This is a genomic window from Candidatus Contendobacter odensis Run_B_J11 (assembly GCF_000531125.1).
Classification (GTDB): domain Bacteria; phylum Pseudomonadota; class Gammaproteobacteria; order Competibacterales; family Competibacteraceae; genus Contendibacter; species Contendibacter odensensis.
On sequence record NZ_CBTK010000022.1, the window covers coordinates 1 to 17696 of the forward strand.

Consider the following 17696-nt stretch of genomic DNA (forward strand, 5'->3'; position numbering starts at 1 on the left):
CCCTCAGTGAACTCCCAGAGGGCTTCACGTTCATCGCCAGCGGCGGTGGTCACCGTGCAGGCGGTGATCACGCCGTCGACCGTGATCATCAGATGGCCGTGAAGTCCATAATAAGGCTGCTTTTTAGCGGCGCAGTACCCGTAAGCCCGCCTCCTCGGCAAAGAGCCGGCAGCGCGAGGCGCGGGTCAGGACACACAGGGGCAGGGGGCACCCATCGACGAGATAAATGGGATCCACTGCCGCCCCCAACTCGATGACCCACTGCTGATGAAGGTGTTGTTTGATGGCCCAGAGGTTCGCGGCCTGCTGGGCGAACGGGGTGCGCGATCCCCGATGGGGAAACCAGGGTTGCCAATGCTGACAAAAGTACTGCCAAATGTGCCGATCCGTATCCAGGCCCAAGAATTCACCCACGACTTCCATCGTCAGCACTTCACTGTCGGTCAACTTCGGGGCAAAACCCCGTTGGCGCAAGCCCTGATCCCCGATCACCAGACCCCAGTGGGCTTCTATCCAGCAAAACCCCGTGATGATAAAGTTTTCAAGCGGCATGGCGACGTCCCCGCGAACGTTGTGGTGGTGGGTTCCTCTCAGCGTATCTCACGCCGCCATGCCGCGTCGGCCTACCTTCATCGATCATCGAAAAAGTCGAACATCGCGTATCTATAGAGAAATGGTATAAGACGCTGGCGATGGTGGCGCGGTACAGCCACCAGAACAGGGATCATATTCAAGCCTCTATGGATCGGTTGCGGGAGCGGGTTACACAGGCATTACACAGACCACAAAAAAGCCTTGTCGGAAAATGACGACAAGGCTTTGTTTTATCTGGCTCCCTGGGACGGACTCGAACCGCCGACCCGGTGATTAACAGTCACCTGCTCTACCGACTGAGCTACCAGGGAATTGTGAGATCGAGAATTTTATGTATCCCCGGTTGCTCTGTCAATCCCCGACTAGGGCGCAATCACCCGACTGATCCGATCCAGCGCTTTGACCAGATTGCTCATGCTAGTGGCGAAGGAAACCCGCACACAGCCTTCCGCGCCGAACGCTGACCCCGGCACCAGCGCCACGCCACCCTCATTCAACAATAACTCAGCGAAAGCAATATCGTTCGCCAGACCCAATCGTTCGATCACTTGCTGAAAACTGGGGAATATGTAGAACGTCCCATCAGCAGGCGCAACGTCCACGCCAGCCATCGCCTTGAGCGCGTCGTAAACATGGTCATGGCGCAGCTTGAATGCCCTGGTCATCATCTCGATGCAGGATTGATCGCCGTTTAGCGCCGCTTCCGCTGCCACCTGCGAAATCGAAGTCGGATTGGAGGTGCTCTGCGACTGGATATTGGTCATGGCGTTGATCAAATCCTTCGGCCCGCCGCAATAACCAATGCGCCAGCCGGTCATCGAATACGCTTTCGATACGCCATTCAGCACAATCGTCCGGTCGTACAAATCCGGGCACAGGTTAAGAATGGTGTGAAACTTCTCTTCAGCCCACAGGATATGTTCGTACATGTCATCGGTGGCGATGTAGACCTGCGGGTGGCGGCGCAGCACTTCGCCCAGCGCGGCCAGTTCAGCGCCGCTGTAAGCCACGCCGGTGGGATTGGACGGGCTGTTGATCACCATCAGCTTGGTGTGTGGGGTAATCGCCGCTTCCAGTTGCGCCGGGGTGATTTTGAATTGTTGCTCGATGCCAGCATTGACGATCACCGGCGTTCCGTCGGCCAGCAGCACCATGTCGGGATACGACACCCAATACGGGGCTGGAATGATCACCTCGTCACCACTGTTCAGCAGCGCTTGGGCCAAGTTGTAGAAACTTTGCTTGCCGCCGCAGGACACCAGAATCTGCTTCGGCTCGTAGCTCAGGCCGTTATCGCGCTGGAATTTGGCGATGATCGCTTTTTTCAGACCGGCGGTGCCGTCCACCGGGGTGTATTTGGTGAAGCCGGCGTGAATGGCCTTGATCGCTGCTTCTTTGATGAAATCGGGCGTATCGAAATCCGGCTCGCCGGCCCCCAGGCCGACCACATCCTTGCCCGCAGCTTTGAGTTCATTGGCCTTGGCGGTCACGGCCAAGGTGGGAGAAGGTTTGATGCGTTGCACTCGTTCGGAAAGCGGGGTGTTCACGGCGGACTCCAAGGGTTGAACACAGAGGTTAAGCGGACTGTCGGATGATACTGGAAAATTTCGCCCCGACCAAAAACCATGCAGATTGACCAGCCTTTTACTTTGCGAAGTTTGTAGGATGCGCTGAGGTACGAAGCGCATCGTTTGAATGGTGAAAGATGCGCTTCCTTGCGGTCAGCCCATCCTATGGGCTACCGGCTACCGGCTGGGAAAACTGAATCGCCTTTCAAAAATGAACACGCTGAAGTCCCCCCGCGTTTCAAAATGAAACGCCGACCTCGCTTGATGCCATTTTCATATGCCGGCTTGAGCAATGCACCCTGAATTTCTATTGCCATATCTATTTAAATAATAAGGCTTTTTAATTCAATCACCCGCCAAAATGAGAAATGCCAGTGCATTTCAATAGGTTGGCCCGTAGTTTGCCATTTGCTTTTCGATCACAGGGCACGTTCAACCGCACTCCTATCGAGAATCAGCGCATGGCTTTACCATCGAATCCCAAAAATTGGCTTCAGAAATTTCTATTCGCCCACACCCGCCAGACCCTAGCTGATGGTCGTCCGCTGTATGCGTACAAGATGCGTGACGTAACTTATGCAGATTTGAAAATCCATTTTCACCAAATCATTCTTCTGGATTCGCGGGGCAAGCTGGCGCTGCGCTTTGCGCCGATTTTCTGCCTGTACGCCGCTGAAACCTTCAGCCGCGAACACGCCGAAGGGCCTTGGACTTGGGACACTGTGTTCAAACCGCTGGGTCTGGAAACCCCGCCGCAATCGTGCATGGCCGACTGGGTGGAAGAGGGTCTGAAGTGGTGGCGGCGTCCTCCGGTATTACGCAATGCAGGCGGCAACCGTCTTTTTTTGGTGACAATTGCCTGTGAAGGCGGGCTACCGTTGCGGCTGTTGCAGCGCGAAAACGCCTATCTGACGCAATTTTTTCGCGCCGTTCTCGACCATTACTGCCGCAACGGTCAGGGCGGCGTGGAGATCGCCGAAACCGTGGCCCGGCAGCAGCTTGAGCGGTTGCCGCGCAGTTTGCGCCACGATCCGGTGTTTCATCTGGCCGCTACGCTCATTGCCAAAATCGGCGAACTGCAACCGCATATCGGCGAAGCGGCTAATCCCATCGCGGCGCTGGATGCAAAATTCAAGCATTGGCGGCGGGATTTACCGTTGCGGCTGGAGGATCAGGTTGCCGAAACTCTGTTGACCGGCTTGGTGCGCCGGGTGGGCGAACTGGCGCAGGAAGCGGCTGCCCGGTTGCGCTGGCGCGGACAATTACGCGAAACCGCTGTCGGTTGGCGGGTGGAAAAACGGCTGGAAGTGCCGGAACGCCTGAACAGCGTCCAGATCAGTGAATGGATTGGTGCGCCAAAGCCGGATCAGCCGCGCTGGCGCTTGCTGCTGCATACGCCCGGCGGCGCGGAAGTCGTGGCCTGGTTGACTTTGATTCAGGGTCAAGGGTCATCCGCTCACTACCGGCGGGAATGGCTGCGACCCGGCGGATTGACGCTCACCGGCACGGCGGTTGGGCAATTTCATCGGGTGAGCCTGCACGACGGCCAGCAGGACTACCCGCTCACCGTCCGCGACGGCGAAGCGTGGGGAGATTTACCGTGGGTGTTTGTAGAACGCGGCGCAGCAGGACATCGGGAATGGTTCACCGAAGGCTCGGCCCGCATCCGCTCAAAAAACGCTTGGGTGTTGGCAAGCTCTGACTGTTCGCCACAACCGGCCAATGACGGTTGTGAACGGCTGAGCCATATCGCCGAACTCTGTCGCACGGTTTACCGGATCAGCGGCGAAGTGGATTGGCTCACACCGCAACAGGATCGCTACCGGATGACCTGCGACGCCGAAACCGAATCCGAGGAAAGTTTCATGGTTTGCGGGGGGACATGATCCCGCAAAACCTGCAACAACGACTGCTGTATCGTGGGATGCCGCGCATTCAGGCGCTTGACCCGGAGGGCCGACGGTTGCCCACAGCCGGACGGTTGCAATGGCGTTTTCTGGGTGATGCCGCACCTTGGCGCGAAATCTACGAAGGGGCGCACGGGCGGATTTGGCTACGACTGATCGCTGCCAATGGCGTTGAACGCTGGCGGCGGCAGGTGGATGTAGCGCCCTCGACTTTTCGCATTGAAGCCGATATTGGAACCGGAAATCAGGCGGGCGTGGTGCGTCTCAGCGAATTGGCCGGAGCCACGGTGCAACCCGGCGTGGACTGCCCGGCCAGCGTCACTATGAGCTCCACTTCCGATCAGGCGCGGATCGTTTGCCTGTCTGTATCAGGCATTGCGCCGCTCCTGACGCTTTTGCTGCATTGGCCGGGATCGCAACCGATCCCGCTGACCCTGCCGTATCCGCAGCGCGGCGCGTTCTTCCAGTTGGCCGGGCGGCCTTTGCTCAATGATGATTGGATTCCGCTGGATCGGCTGGGCGGACTGCAACTGTTTATTCAAGACCCGGCGGGCGGCTGCCGCTTTTGGCTGGAAAGTACGTTGATCGCCGATTCAAATGCGGATGTTCCGGTTTCCCGCCAAGGTTTTCGCGACCGTCTGCCGCCTCTCGCGCAAAGTCAGCTCGAAATCTCATTATTCAATTGGCAAGAACGGATTGCCTCGCTGTTAGCCAGCAGCGGCCATCTGGAAGCACAGGTGCAATTATTGATTAAAACCACACAAGGTGAACGGCTCACCCAAATACGAGTGGCCCGTTTCGATGCACTGATTGAACCGGATCGAGAAGCCGGAATTGTGCGGATTGCGGCGGACTCATTGAAGCGGCTGGGGCGGGATTGGGAAACGCGAATTCGCTTGGAAATGATCCGGCTGTGGGAGCCAGGAACAACACCGGTTACTCTGGCTGGCCCGGATGAAACCGGCAATTGGGCGATTCCGCCAGATTTGGAACCCGGCCCGTGGTGGATTGTGGGAAGAGACGGCGACTGGGCGCGATTTCGGCCACTGCTTTGGACTGTAGCCGTCAGCGAGAACGCGGTCGAATCGGTTGATTCCCGATTAGTCACCGCTATTTGGGAAGCTAACCGTGAACAGCGCGATCAACAATTAAATAGGCTGCTGACTGAGTTGGGACAAGACCCGGATCACACCGACTGGACATTGTTGTTCGATTATGTGCGACTGGCGCGGGAATTTCCGCCGAGCGCGTTGGATGTATTGCGTCTACTCATCCAGCATCCGCGCATCTTGGCGCTGACCTTATTCAATGTGGATGAAGAAACTTTTGAATCGGTATGGGCACTGTCCAAACAAATGCCGTTTTTGTGGATGCTGGTATCAGTCGCCGATTGGCACAATGCGGCAGTCGCTTATTTTGGCGGACTGCAAATAACATTGGCCGAAGTGGACACTAGCGGGGAAATCGTTTTTAGTCTGTTTCAGGGATTCCGCGAACGCGCCAGCAGCACCCGTCGCGATTATTGGCGATCCTTATGCGATTGGCTTCAAGAGCGACTATTTCCCAACCGGCCATTAAATGGAAGCAGCGAATTAAAGATGGCGCGGCGTCATCCCATTTTCATTGAGCAACAGATCGAATCTGCCGAACAGGAATTGATGGAGCGACATGATGCAGAGGAACAATGGCCGGAGGGTAATCAAGTGATAAACCGGTTGTCACTGATCGCTGAAAAATACCGCTATCAACATTTGGATCAGTTTTATCGTCCAGTGCGTTACGCCCCATTTGTCGCCGCTCGTATCAGCCTGAACGGCATTGATCCTCCTGAATCGTTGATCTACGAATTACGCTTACTTCGCGCTTTTGATTCAGAATGGTTCGATAGTGTCTATGCGATTGCCCTGACTCTGGGATTAGCTACCTTAGCGATGGAAATCTGAAATGGAACGCAGCCAGTTTTACAGTACGCTCATTGAGCAGTTGAGCCGACGCGCCACCCACGCCGTTTTAGGTTTATGCGGTTTTCGCAATGATGCGCTGCGCGAATATCTGCGCGATCTGTTTGATCGGGATGCGGGAATGCCGGGCGCATTTCTGGCCGATCCGGTGTTTGAAGCCAGCTTCGGCTGGCAACTGGCGGAACGAACGCTGGGCGGACTGGAGGGCAAGCTGCTGCATCCTGATCTGGTGCGGGCGCTGCGCGAACCGCAGAAAAAAGGCTTGAGTGAGGATTACAGCTTTCCAGCGCGGCAGCGTCCCTATCGCCACCAGTTGCAAGCCTGGCAAACCTTGATTGAGGGATCGCCGCCGCGTTCAGTGCTGGTGACTAGCGGCACCGGTTCCGGCAAGACGGAATGCTTTCTGATTCCAATTCTTAATGATCTAGCGACCGAGCTTGAACAGCGCCAGAACGCGCCGCTGATTGGAGTGCGAGCGCTGTTTCTGTACCCGCTTAATGCGCTGATCAAGAGCCAGAAGGATCGACTGGTCGCTTGGTCGGAACCGTTCAGGGGTGGCCTCCACTTTTGCCTTTACAACGGCGATACTCCCGAACAGGCCAAAAGCGACTGGCTATGCGAAGTGGCCGACCGCCGAACCTTGCGCAAAGACCCACCACCCCTGCTGATTACCAATGCGACCATGCTGGAATACCTGCTGGTGCGCAATGAAGACCGGCCCATCATTGAGCAATCGCAAGGTCAGTTACGCTGGATCGTGATTGACGAAGCACACACTTATATTGGCTCCCAGGCGGCGGAATTGACGCTGTTGCTGCGGCGGGTATTGCACACCTTCGGCTGTCATCCCGGCGAAGTGCGTTTCATCGCCACGTCAGCCACGCTGGGCGATGCGACTGAAGCCTCCCGTCGTCATCTAGCCGAATTTTTGGCCGATGTGGCCGGCGTATCCGTGGATCGGGTGCGGGTCATCGAAGGTCAGCGGCAGACGCCAGCCTTGCCGGAGACGCTGCAAAAACTTAATCAACCATTTCCCAACTTGGCAACGCTTCGCGCCGCTTCTCCCGTTGAACGCTTTACCGCCTTGGCGAGCAATCAACCGTTGCGAGCAGTGCGCGAACAATTGGTTAAGGAGGCCAGCCGATTAAGCCAGCTTGCCTGCATTCTGCTGGATAACGATGAAGCTCCTGCGCGGCGGGAAGCCTTGCAATGGCTTGATCTCTGCACCACAGCTATCAATGCGCAAGACGAACCGTTTCTGCCATTACGCGGCCATTTCTTTCAACGCACCGTCAGCGGATTGTGGGTTTGCGCCAATAGTGCGTGTTCTGGGCGAGCGAATACGGCACTGGATCATGCTGATTGGCCGTTTGGCGCAATATTTCTGGAGCGACGGGAACATTGCTCACATTGCGATTACCCGGTTTTTGATCTGGTGCAATGCGGGGAATGTAAGGCCGAATATCTGTCCGCCGTCGAAGTGCATGAGAAAGGTCAAGAATGGTTGCGTCCACAGGAATACGATCAGGATGAAGATGAATTTCAACAGGAATTGGAACCGCTGGCGAATGATGAAGAGGAGAATGAGGCTAAAGAATCCAATACAATCTCTACCAAACAGCCGCGTCTATTAACTTCATTCGCTCAAGCAAATGTGTGGAATTGGAGATTAGCACAAGATCATAGCCTTGATTTATCCGGCCAAAAAGGAATTCTGATCCAACTGCGCATCCCTGGCGAGAACGGCTTGGAATGTCCGGTATGCCGTGAGAAAAATGGTGAGCGTAAATTATTTAATCCGGTTCGAGTTGGCGCTCCTTTTTTATTGGGTGTTGCAATTCCAACTCTGCTTGAAGCTATGCCACCATTGGCGGATAAGCTGGAAGCGCTTCCTCTCGATGGACGGCGTTTAATCACCTTCACTGATAGCCGCCAAGGCACTGCCCGCATTGCCGTTAAGTTGCAACAGGAAAGCGAGCGCGATTATGTGCGGAGTCTGCTTTATCACTCGCTGATTGCCAGCGTCCAGCCTGCCGATCCTAATCAAGTTCAAAAGATTCAGGTAGAAATAAAGGCACTGGAACCTTTGGTACGCGCTAATCCGGGTCTGCGGAGCATACTGGGACAGAAACGTCAGGAGTTGGCGAAACTCGAAGCACAGCCACTGGGCCGACTGACTTGGGAAGAAGCAGAAAACAAGCTGTTTAACACGGACGACTTCAAACGCTGGCTACTGCCGACGCTCAAAGAACTGACCTTTGATTTACCCGAACGTCAATTAGTCAAACTTTGCCTGTTGCGGGAGTTCTTTGTGCGCCCAAAGCGCCAATTCTCATTGGAAGGTTTGGGATTAGTGCAACTCCATTATCCGGGTTTAGATAAGGCTGAACCACCAGCCGTGATGCAGCAGCGCGGCATCAAACCGGAAGAATGGCGGGCGTTATTACAAATGACGATTGATTACTTTATGCGAAGTGGTAAACCAATGATTCAAGCCACTCCTGATGTAACTCGCTGGCTTAGTTATCCCGGCTGGCCGAGTGTTCTGATTCCACCTGGTAAATTTATCACTGACCGAAAAACACAACGCTCTTGGCCTTCAACCTATTCACGCCGCGCCAAAGATAACCGGCTCATTCGTCTGCTCAGTCATGTTTTCCATCTGGATATTGAGATTAAAGAACAGGGTAGTCAGATTGATGAAATGCTCATCGCTATTTGGGATGGCATTCGCCCGCTGCTCTCCCAAACCGAAAGCGGTTTTCAATTGGAACTGGAAAAGCAGGCGGTATTCACCGAAGTACGTGAAGCCTGGTTTTGTCTAATGACGCGCCGCCTGTTGCCGGTGACCTTCCGCGAGATCACGCCTTATTTGCCCGTACTGCCCGCGCCTGCTGCCCTGATTCAGTGTCAGCGGGTCGTCATGCCCCGTGTGCCTTATCCCTTCTGGTTTGGCCGCGACCCTGAAGAGGCCGACGCTTGGCTGGAATCCGATCCTCAGGTGCAAACCTTGCGGGCGCTAGGCGCGTGGCCCGATCTCAGCGACCGCCTGGCCCGTCATCGCCGCTATTTCCGAGCGGTAGAACATTCGGCGCAAATTTCCGGCCCGGAACTCACTCGCTGCGAAACAGCATTCAAAGCGGGACAAATCAACCTATTGAGTTGCTCGACCACGATGGAAATGGGCGTGGACATCGGCGGATTAACCGCCGTCGCCATGAATAACGTCCCGCCGCATCCCGCTAATTTTCTGCAACGGGCGGGGCGTGCCGGACGCCGAGGCGAAACCGCCGCCCTGAGCTTTACCTTGTGCAAGGCCACGCCCCAAGGCGAGGCGGTGTTCCAAAATCCGCTATGGCCATTTATCAGCCGATTGGGTTTGCCGCGAGTGGCTCTGCACAGCGAACCGATTATCCAACGGCATTTGAACGCCTTATCGCTGGCCGCTTTTCTGCGCGACCGGGCACCTGATATTCGTCGGTTGCACACCGGCTGGTTTTTTGAAACTGCCGACGAGCAAACCTCAGCGCCTTGTTACCGATTCATCGCTTGGTGCGAGGAAGTGGAATCTACGGCAAGTTTGAGCGATGGGTTAACCGCGCTGACTCATCGCACCGTATTAGCCGGTCAATCCAGCGCCTATTTACTGGGACGCACCGCTGAAATGATGCGCCGGGCCACTGAACGCTGGCTGCGCGAGTTAAACGCTTTGCTGGATCAGAAAAAGATGGTTCAGAGCAACGAAGATGACCGTAAAGCGCAACAAGCGGTTGAAATTCAGTTGAAGCGCCTGCGCGGCGAATACCTGCTGGGCGAATTGGCAAATCTGGGTTTTCTGCCCGGCTATGGCTTTCCCAGCGATGTGGTGCAGTTGGTCACGACTACGCTGGAAAGCCTGAAACTGAGTAGCAATGAGCGTGAAGACAACCGCTCGCGGCGGGCAGGTTATCCCAGTCGTAATCTCGCCATCGCCATCCGCGACTATGCGCCCGGCACCGATACGGTATTAGGCGGACGGGTTTATCGCAGCGGCGGAGTGACCCTGAATTGGCAACTCCCCGCTGAATTAGAAGCCGCGCCGGAAATTCAAAACCTGCGCTGGGTCTGGCGCTGCAAAAGCTGCGGTAGCAATGGCACGCGGCTGACGATGCCGGAACGCTGCCCGCATTGTGGTGAACGCGACGGCAATAAACTGACCCGTTACCGCTATATTCAACCAGCAGGCTTTGCCGTGGACATCCGCGACAAGCCGCATAATAACATCACTGTTCCTCAATATATTCCTGTGCGTGATCCGCTAATTGCGCTGGAAGATGCGGATTGGATGCCATTGCCGAATCCCGCGCTGGGCCGTTACCGAATGACAATGCAAGGTTCTCTCTTTCACCATAGCGCCGGCCTGAATAACCAAGGCTATGCGTTGTGTCTGCGCTGCGGACTGGCAGATTCGGAGAATGAGCAAGAAGGCGTACTACCGACCATATTCAAGAATCACAAACGACTGCGTGGCGGACGCTTGAATGACCGGGAAAAAATCTGTCCCGGCAATGAAGAATCCAGTTGGGCAATTTTGCGTGGAGTGCGATTAGGCATTGCCACTCATACCGAAGTGTTTGAATTGCAACTGCACGATCTTGATGGAAAGCCTGTTGAACAGATCGCGGCCTACACCGTAGCTGTAGCATTACGCCGCGCTTTGTGCCTGCATTTGGGAATCGAGGAAGCGGAAGTCGGTGCATTAGCGGCATCCAGTCGATCTGTTGATAAAAAGCAGAAAATTTCTTCAATTTATCTCTACGACACTGCGATGGGTGGCGCGGGTTACTCCACTCAGATTGTTGCTCACCTATCGGCATTGTTACGCCAGGCGCGTCAGATTTTAGAGTGTCCGCGTGATTGTGATATGGCCTGTCAGAGTTGCCTGTTGACCCATGATACTCAACATCATTTGGATGATTTGAACCGCCATACTGCTATCGCATTACTCTCGGAGCCATTTTTGACCGCGCTGGACTTGCCGGAAGAATTACGGGTGTTTGGGCCACACAGTCAATTGGAAATGGAACCGCTACCGCTGGCCTTAAATCGGGAATGGCAACAGCAGACGGTCCAGGAATTGCGGATTTATCTCGGTGGCAAAGCGCGGGATTGGGAACCACTGGCTTGGCGGTTGCGCGATGATTTAACTCGTTGGCGGCAAACCGACGCGATCATCCAATTGATTACTCCAGCAACAACACTCAGCAAATTGAATAGCAGCCAGCGTGATGAACTGGCAGCGTTAATTGCCTATACCGGTGCAGAACTGTATCGATCTCTCGATTTAATCCAGGTCGGGGATTTGCCGCTCATGGTGGAATTGGGTAGTGCGAATCAACAGATACGCTGGGCAGCCAGCCATGCCGACGCGCTGATTCCCCGTCCGCATTGGGACGGCGGCGAAAGCGGCGGGCCATTGGTGCGAGTGATTGATAATCAACCGTTATCACCATTGCCTGAGACATGGCGACACCTTGATTCGGCGGAAATTCGTCAACCAGTGCCGGGAGTGATCGCACTGACCATAACCCGCGAACTGGACGGCCCATCGGCTGATTTCGGTGGCCGTGCCTGGACCCTTCTGGAACAGCGGGTTCCCGCTTTAGCCGAGTACCTGAACGAGAATGCGCCTTTGCAAGCGGTGCATTACACTGACCGTTATCTGCGCTCGCCGCTGGCGATTGTGCTGCTTTACGAGTTGTTGAATGGTCTGGCCTGTTATTCCGGCGGCTTGCAACAGACCACCGACATTCAAATCGAAACCACCAACCTGGATCGGACGGACACAAAACCATCGCGCTGGTTATTCCATGACTGGCGCGATGGTGAAGATCGCCGACAAGTAGTTGAAACGTGGTTTGCCGAAACTTGGCCGACCTTCGCATGGCGTGAAGCGCCGTTACACAAACGGCCTCATGCCCGCGAATTAACCTTGACTTGGAGTAATGACCATCGCTGGACCATCCGGCTGGATCAGGGTTTTGGCTATTGGGGAATCGCGCCCGGAGTGCGTCCCGAATTTCCCTTTGATAACGATGTAGCGCGGCAAGTCGAAAAATTGCGGAAAAGCTGCTTTCTGCTTGAACCGTTGAATGCGAATTATCCGACCTATTGGCATTGTAATCGGAACTGAAACCAGCGCATCCCCTAGATGGTCTGACAGTACTGCAATTTCTACCTCGGCTAAATCCCATGCAATCTAACAAGCCTTTTACTTTACGCGCTGATTTCCGGCCTGCTGGCGATCAGCCCGAAGCGATTCACGCTCTAATCGCCGGGCTGAATAACGGCCTGGCGCACCAAACCCTGCTCGGCGTGACCGGCAGCGGTAAAACCTTCACCGTCGCCAACCTGATCGCCAATATCCAGCGTCCTGCTTTAGTCCTGGCGCCGAATAAAACGCTGGCGGCGCAACTGTACGGCGAGATGAAAGCGTTTTTCCCGGAAAACGCGGTGGAATACTTCGTATCCTATTACGATTATTACCAGCCGGAAGCCTATGTTCCGTCCTCCGACACTTATATCGAGAAGGACGCTTCCATTAACGAACATATTGAGCAAATGCGGCTGTCGGCGACCAAGGCTATTCTGGAAAGACCAGATACCATTATTGTCGCCACGGTGTCGGCGATTTACGGGCTGGGCGATCCAAACTGGTATATGAAAATGATCCTGCATCTGGTGCGCGGCGAAAAAGTGGATCAGCGGGCGATTCTGCGGCGGTTGGCTGATTTGCAATACACCCGCAATGATCTGGAACTGGCGCGGGGCACGTTTCGGGTGCGCGGCGAAATCATTGACATTCATCCCGCTGAATCCGATCAGGAAGCGTTGCGAGTTGAACTGTTTGACGATGTGATTGAATCACTCAGCCTGTTCGATCCACTCACCGGCAAAATTTCCCGCAAAGTGCCGCGCTATACTGTTTATCCAAAAAGTCATTACGTCACTCCCCGCGAACAATTATTGCAAGCGGTGGAGCGGATTAAAGACGAGTTGCGGGAGCGATTGAGCGAACTGCAAACTGCGAATAAATTGCTGGAAGCGCAGCGATTGGAACAGCGGGTGCGCTTCGATTTGGAAATGATGCTGGAACTGGGTTATTGCAGCGGCATTGAAAACTATTCGCGCTATTTGTCGGGCCGCGAAGCGGGCGAAGCGCCGCCGACTTTATTTGATTATCTGCCGCCGGATACGCTGATTTTCATTGACGAAAGCCACGTCACCGTTCCGCAACTGGGCGCGATGTACAAGGGTGACCGTTCGCGCAAGGAAACCCTGGTCGAGTACGGATTCCGCCTGCCGTCGGCGCTGGACAACCGACCGTTGCGCTTTGACGAGTTCGAGCGGCTCAGCGGTCAAACCGTGTTCATTTCCGCCACGCCCGGCCCCTTTGAATTAGCGAATTCCAGCGATGCGGTCGTAGAGCAGGTCGTCAGGCCCACCGGATTGATTGATCCCGCCGTGGAGGTGCGGCCCGCCCTGCAACAAGTGGATGATTTACTAGGCGAAATCCGCGAGCGGGTGCAGGCCCAGGAGCGGGTGCTGGTCACGACGCTGACCAAGCGCATGGCCGAAGACTTGACTGAATATCTAGCCGGGAATGGGGTGCGGGTGCGTTACCTGCACTCTGATGTAGATACGGTGGAGCGGGTTGAAATTATCCGTGATCTGCGACTGGGCCAGTTTGATGTACTGGTGGGCATCAACTTGTTGCGGGAAGGGCTGGATTTACCCGAAGTGTCCCTGGTCGCGATTCTCGACGCCGACAAAGAGGGTTTCCTGCGCTCTGACCGTTCGCTGATTCAGACCATTGGTCGCGCCGCCCGGAATCTGCGCGGCAAGGCGATTTTGTACGCCGACCGAATTACCGGTTCCATGCGGCGGGCGCTGGACGAAACGGATCGGCGGCGCGCCAAACAGCGAAGCTACAACGAGGCGCACGGGATCACTCCACGCGGTATTCAGAAAGCAGTAGCCGACATTATGGAAGGCGCGTATCCGGGCGCGCCGACGCCAGTAGCGCAATATGCCCAGATCGCCGAGGAAACAGCCGCTTATGCCCACGAATCACCGGCATTGCTGATGAAAAAGGTCAAGCAACTGGAACAGGCGATGTACCGTCACGCCCGCGATCTGGAATTTGAGGAAGCGGCGAAACTGCGCGATGAAATTCAGCGGATTCGGCAGTTTGGGTTGGGAATGCCGGAGACGAAGGCGGCTCTTCGCTAGCACGGTAGGCAACGTGAGCTGGACGCTGGTGCTTCTCGGCCTCAACCTGCTGGGAACCCGTCGTCGCAATCGGCTTGCGGTCAAGCCTCACCATTAGTATGTTGCTTAAGGTATGAAAATGACCGATCTTGACATAAGTGACTTGCCTGCCTATAGTTCCGCCTCTTTGCAAACCCGTGCGCTTAATCAGCGAGGGGTTACTGCCATATTTACCGTGTTGAAAGCCTTGATTTGGAGTAGGGGGCGATGGCCACAATCAACCAGTTGGTGCGCAAGCCGCGTGTCAGCAAGAAAGCCAAAAGCAACGTGCCGGCGCTCGAAAGTTGCCCGCAGAAGCGCGGTGTCTGTACCCGTGTCTATACCACAACACCGAAGAAGCCTAATTCCGCGCTCCGCAAGGTGGCGCGTGTGCGCTTGACCAACCACCAGGAAGTGACCAGTTACATCGGTGGTGAAGGCCATAACTTGCAGGAACACTCGGTAGTGCTGATTCGTGGTGGTCGTGTAAAGGACTTGCCCGGTGTGCGTTATCACATTGTGCGTGGCAGTCTGGACACCTCCGGTGTCACCAAGCGGCGTCAGTCGCGCTCCAAATACGGCGCCAAGCGGCCCAAATCCTGAGTTTCGCGTCAGCCGATAGAGATTGAGGCGGTTATGCCGAGAAGAAGAGAAGTCCCCAAGCGCGTTATCCTTCCCGATCCCAAGCATGGGAGCGAGATGTTGGCAAAGTTCGTCAACATGATGATGGAGCGCGGCAAAAAATCTGTAGCCGAGAAGATTGTCTACGGTGCGCTTGATGCCATGGCTGAGAAGGGTAAGGACAATCCCATGGGCTTGCTGGAACAGGCTCTGGATAATGTCCGTCCGGTGGTTGAGGTGAAATCCCGCCGGGTGGGTGGTGCGACTTATCAAGTGCCGGTGGAAGTGCGCTCAGTGCGCCGGACGGCCTTGGCGATGCGCTGGATTATTGACGCCTCCCGCAAGCGGGGTGAGAAATCCATGGCCCGCCGGTTGGCGGGTGAGTTGCTGGACGCCGCTGACAGCCGGGGCAGCGCAGTTAAAAAGCGTGAAGATGTACATCGTATGGCAGAGGCTAATAAAGCCTTCGCCCATTATCGCTGGTAAGTTTCGAGGATTGAGTTGTGGCGCGTAAAACCCCTATCGAGCGCTATCGTAACCTCGGCATCATGGCTCACATTGATGCCGGCAAGACCACCGTGACCGAGCGCATCCTGTTCTACACGGGTGTCTCTCACAAGCTGGGTGAGGTACACGACGGCGCCGCCACCATGGACTGGATGGTGCAGGAGCAGGAACGCGGCATTACCATTACCTCTGCTGCGACTACCTGCTTTTGGAGCGGCATGGCCGGTCAGCTTGACGAGCATCGCATCAACATCATTGATACTCCCGGCCATGTCGATTTCACCATTGAAGTCGAGCGCTCGCTGCGGGTGCTGGATGGTGCCTGTGCAGTGTTCTGTGCAGTGGGTGGGGTCGAGCCACAGTCTGAAACGGTCTGGCGACAGGCTAATAAGTACGGTGTGCCACGATTGGCCTTCATCAACAAGATGGATCGCGCCGGCGCCGATTTTTTACGGGTAGTTGGACAAATTCAGGATCGACTGGGTGCTCGTCCAGTTCCCATCCAGTTGCCTATTGGAGCCGAAGACAAATTCAAAGGCATTGTCGATCTGGTTCGGATGAAAGCCATTTTATGGGATGACGATAGTCTCGGCATGAAGTTCGAGTATGCCGAAATCCCCACTGGATTGCAGACTGACTGCGAGGCTTGGCGCGAGAAGTTGGTCGAGGCCGCCGCTGAATCCTCCGATGAATTGATGGAGAAGTATCTCGAAGGTCAGCCATTGAATGAAGAGGAAATCACGGCTGGCCTGCGCGCACGCACTCTCAAGGGTGAGATTGTTCCCACGCTGTGTGGCTCTGCCTTCAAGAATAAGGGCGTCCAGGCTATGCTCGACGCAGCGATTCAGTATCTACCCTCGCCGATGGACAAGCCGCCAGTCAAGGGCATATTGGATGATGCCGCCGGAAGCGAAGGTGAACGGCGGGCTGATGACAGCGAACCGTTCTCGGCGCTGGCGTTCAAGATCGCTACCGATCCCTTTGTCGGCACCCTGACCTTTATTCGTTGCTACTCTGGCGTAGTCAATTCCGGCGACTCGGTCTATAACCCGATCAGAAGTCGGCGCGAACGCATCGGCCGTGTAGTACAGATGCATGCCAACAGCCGTGAGGAAATCCGGGAAATCCGCGCTGGCGATATTGCGGCCTGTGTCGGGCTGAAAGACGTGACCACGGGTGACACACTCTGCAATTCCGATCACATCATCACTTTGGAGCGGATGGAGTTTCCCGATCCGGTGATCGCGGTGGCGGTTGAGCCTAAAACTAAAGCCGATCAGGAGAAGATGGGCATTGCGTTAAGCAAGTTGGCGCAAGAAGACCCCTCATTTCGGGTGCATACCGATCCTGAATCGGGCCAGACTATTATCTCTGGCATGGGCGAGTTGCATCTGGAAATTATCGTTGACCGCATGAAGCGTGAGTTCAAGGTGGATGCCAATGTGGGCAAACCACGAGTCGCCTACCGCGAGACTATCCGTAAGCAGGTTGAGCAGGAAGGCAAGTTCGTGCGCCAGTCTGGCGGACGCGGTCAGTACGGCCATGTTTGGCTGCGGTTGGAACCACGCGAACCCGGCGCTGGCTACGAATTTGTCAACGGTATCGTAGGTGGTGTGGTGCCAAGAGAGTATGTGCCAGCGGTAGACAAGGGTGTGCAGGAGCAGATGGAGAAGGGTGTGCTAGCCGGCTATCCCGTGGTCGATGTCAAGGTCACCATTTTCGATGGCTCTTACCATGAAGTGGACTCCAACGAAATGGCCTTCAAGATCGCCGGTTCGATGGGCTTCAAAGAAGGTGCGCTCAAGGCAGGCGCAGTGTTGCTGGAGCCAATCATGAAGGTTGAGGTGGTCACCCCAGAGGATTACATGGGCGACGTGATGGGCGATATCAACCGCCGTCGTGGCATCCTGCAAGGCATGGACGATTCGCCGTCAGGCAAGGTCATCCGCGCTGAAGTGCCGCTGGCCGAGATGTTCGGTTACGCCACCGATTTGCGTTCGGCGACCCAAGGTCGTGCGACCTATTCCATGGAGTTTGCCAAGTACAACGAAGCTCCCGCCAATATCGCGGAGATGGTTATCAAGAAAGCATCCTGAATCAGGCTGCTGAATTTACGAGTTGATGGAGCAAGACGGTGTCCAAAGAAAAGTTTGAGCGTAACAAGCCACATGTCAATGTGGGAACGATTGGTCATGTGGATCACGGCAAGACCACGCTGACGGCGGCGATCACCAAAGTGATGGCGCAAA

The 17696-nt window shown here is 55.4% G+C and carries 9 protein-coding genes, 1 tRNA gene and 1 pseudogene; 8 read left to right on the top strand and 3 right to left on the bottom strand.

Going from position 1 to position 17696, the window contains the following annotated elements; translation table 11 throughout:
• The 3 genes and pseudogenes from BN874_RS01290 to BN874_RS01300 form a co-directional block, all read right to left on the bottom strand.
• A pseudogene (locus tag BN874_RS01290) lies at positions 1-552 on the bottom strand (transposase family protein); the annotation flags it as partial.
• A 277-nt stretch (positions 553-829) separates the two neighbouring features.
• Positions 830-905, bottom strand: a tRNA-Asn gene (locus BN874_RS01295).
• 51 nt (positions 906-956) lie between these two features.
• The gene (locus BN874_RS01300) at positions 957-2141 is read right to left on the bottom strand and encodes a pyridoxal phosphate-dependent aminotransferase (protein WP_034430378.1); all 1185 of its coding nucleotides are present in this window, start codon (positions 2139-2141) and stop codon (positions 957-959) included.
• A gap of 482 nt (positions 2142-2623) precedes the next feature.
• Here BN874_RS01300 and BN874_RS25975 point away from each other — a divergent pair, with 482 nt between their 5' ends.
• The 8 genes from BN874_RS25975 to BN874_RS23195 form a co-directional block, all read left to right on the top strand.
• Positions 2624-4048: an STY4851/ECs_5259 family protein gene (locus BN874_RS25975; RefSeq protein ID WP_034430379.1), complete on the top strand. Its 1425-nt coding sequence runs from the start codon at positions 2624-2626 to the stop codon at positions 4046-4048.
• Positions 4045-6012: an STY4851/ECs_5259 family protein gene (locus BN874_RS25980; RefSeq protein WP_034430380.1), complete on the top strand. Its 1968-nt coding sequence runs from the start codon at positions 4045-4047 to the stop codon at positions 6010-6012. The genes BN874_RS25975 and BN874_RS25980 overlap by 4 nt, the downstream gene beginning before the upstream one ends.
• Before the next feature lies 1 nt (position 6013).
• Positions 6014-12202 carry a DEAD/DEAH box helicase gene (locus BN874_RS01315; RefSeq protein ID WP_034430381.1) on the top strand — a complete coding sequence of 2063 codons (6189 nt, stop codon included), beginning with the start codon at positions 6014-6016 and terminating at the stop codon, positions 12200-12202.
• Positions 12203-12261: 59 nt separating this feature from the next.
• Positions 12262-14301, top strand: a complete 2040-nt coding sequence (gene uvrB, locus BN874_RS01320) for an excinuclease ABC subunit UvrB (protein WP_034430382.1) — start codon at positions 12262-12264, stop codon at positions 14299-14301.
• A 246-nt stretch (positions 14302-14547) separates the two neighbouring features.
• Positions 14548-14922: a 30S ribosomal protein S12 gene (gene rpsL, locus BN874_RS01325; protein ID WP_034430383.1), complete on the top strand. Its 375-nt coding sequence runs from the start codon at positions 14548-14550 to the stop codon at positions 14920-14922.
• 33 nt (positions 14923-14955) lie between these two features.
• Positions 14956-15426 carry a 30S ribosomal protein S7 gene (gene rpsG / locus BN874_RS01330; RefSeq protein ID WP_034430384.1) on the top strand — a complete coding sequence of 157 codons (471 nt, stop codon included), beginning with the start codon at positions 14956-14958 and terminating at the stop codon, positions 15424-15426.
• A gap of 17 nt (positions 15427-15443) precedes the next feature.
• Positions 15444-17543, top strand: coding sequence for an elongation factor G (gene fusA, locus BN874_RS01335; protein ID WP_034430385.1), 2100 nt, complete (start codon positions 15444-15446; stop codon positions 17541-17543).
• A 38-nt stretch (positions 17544-17581) separates the two neighbouring features.
• Positions 17582-17696: GTP-binding protein (locus tag BN874_RS23195; RefSeq protein WP_154724696.1), on the top strand; the 115-nt coding region annotated here is incomplete at its 3' end.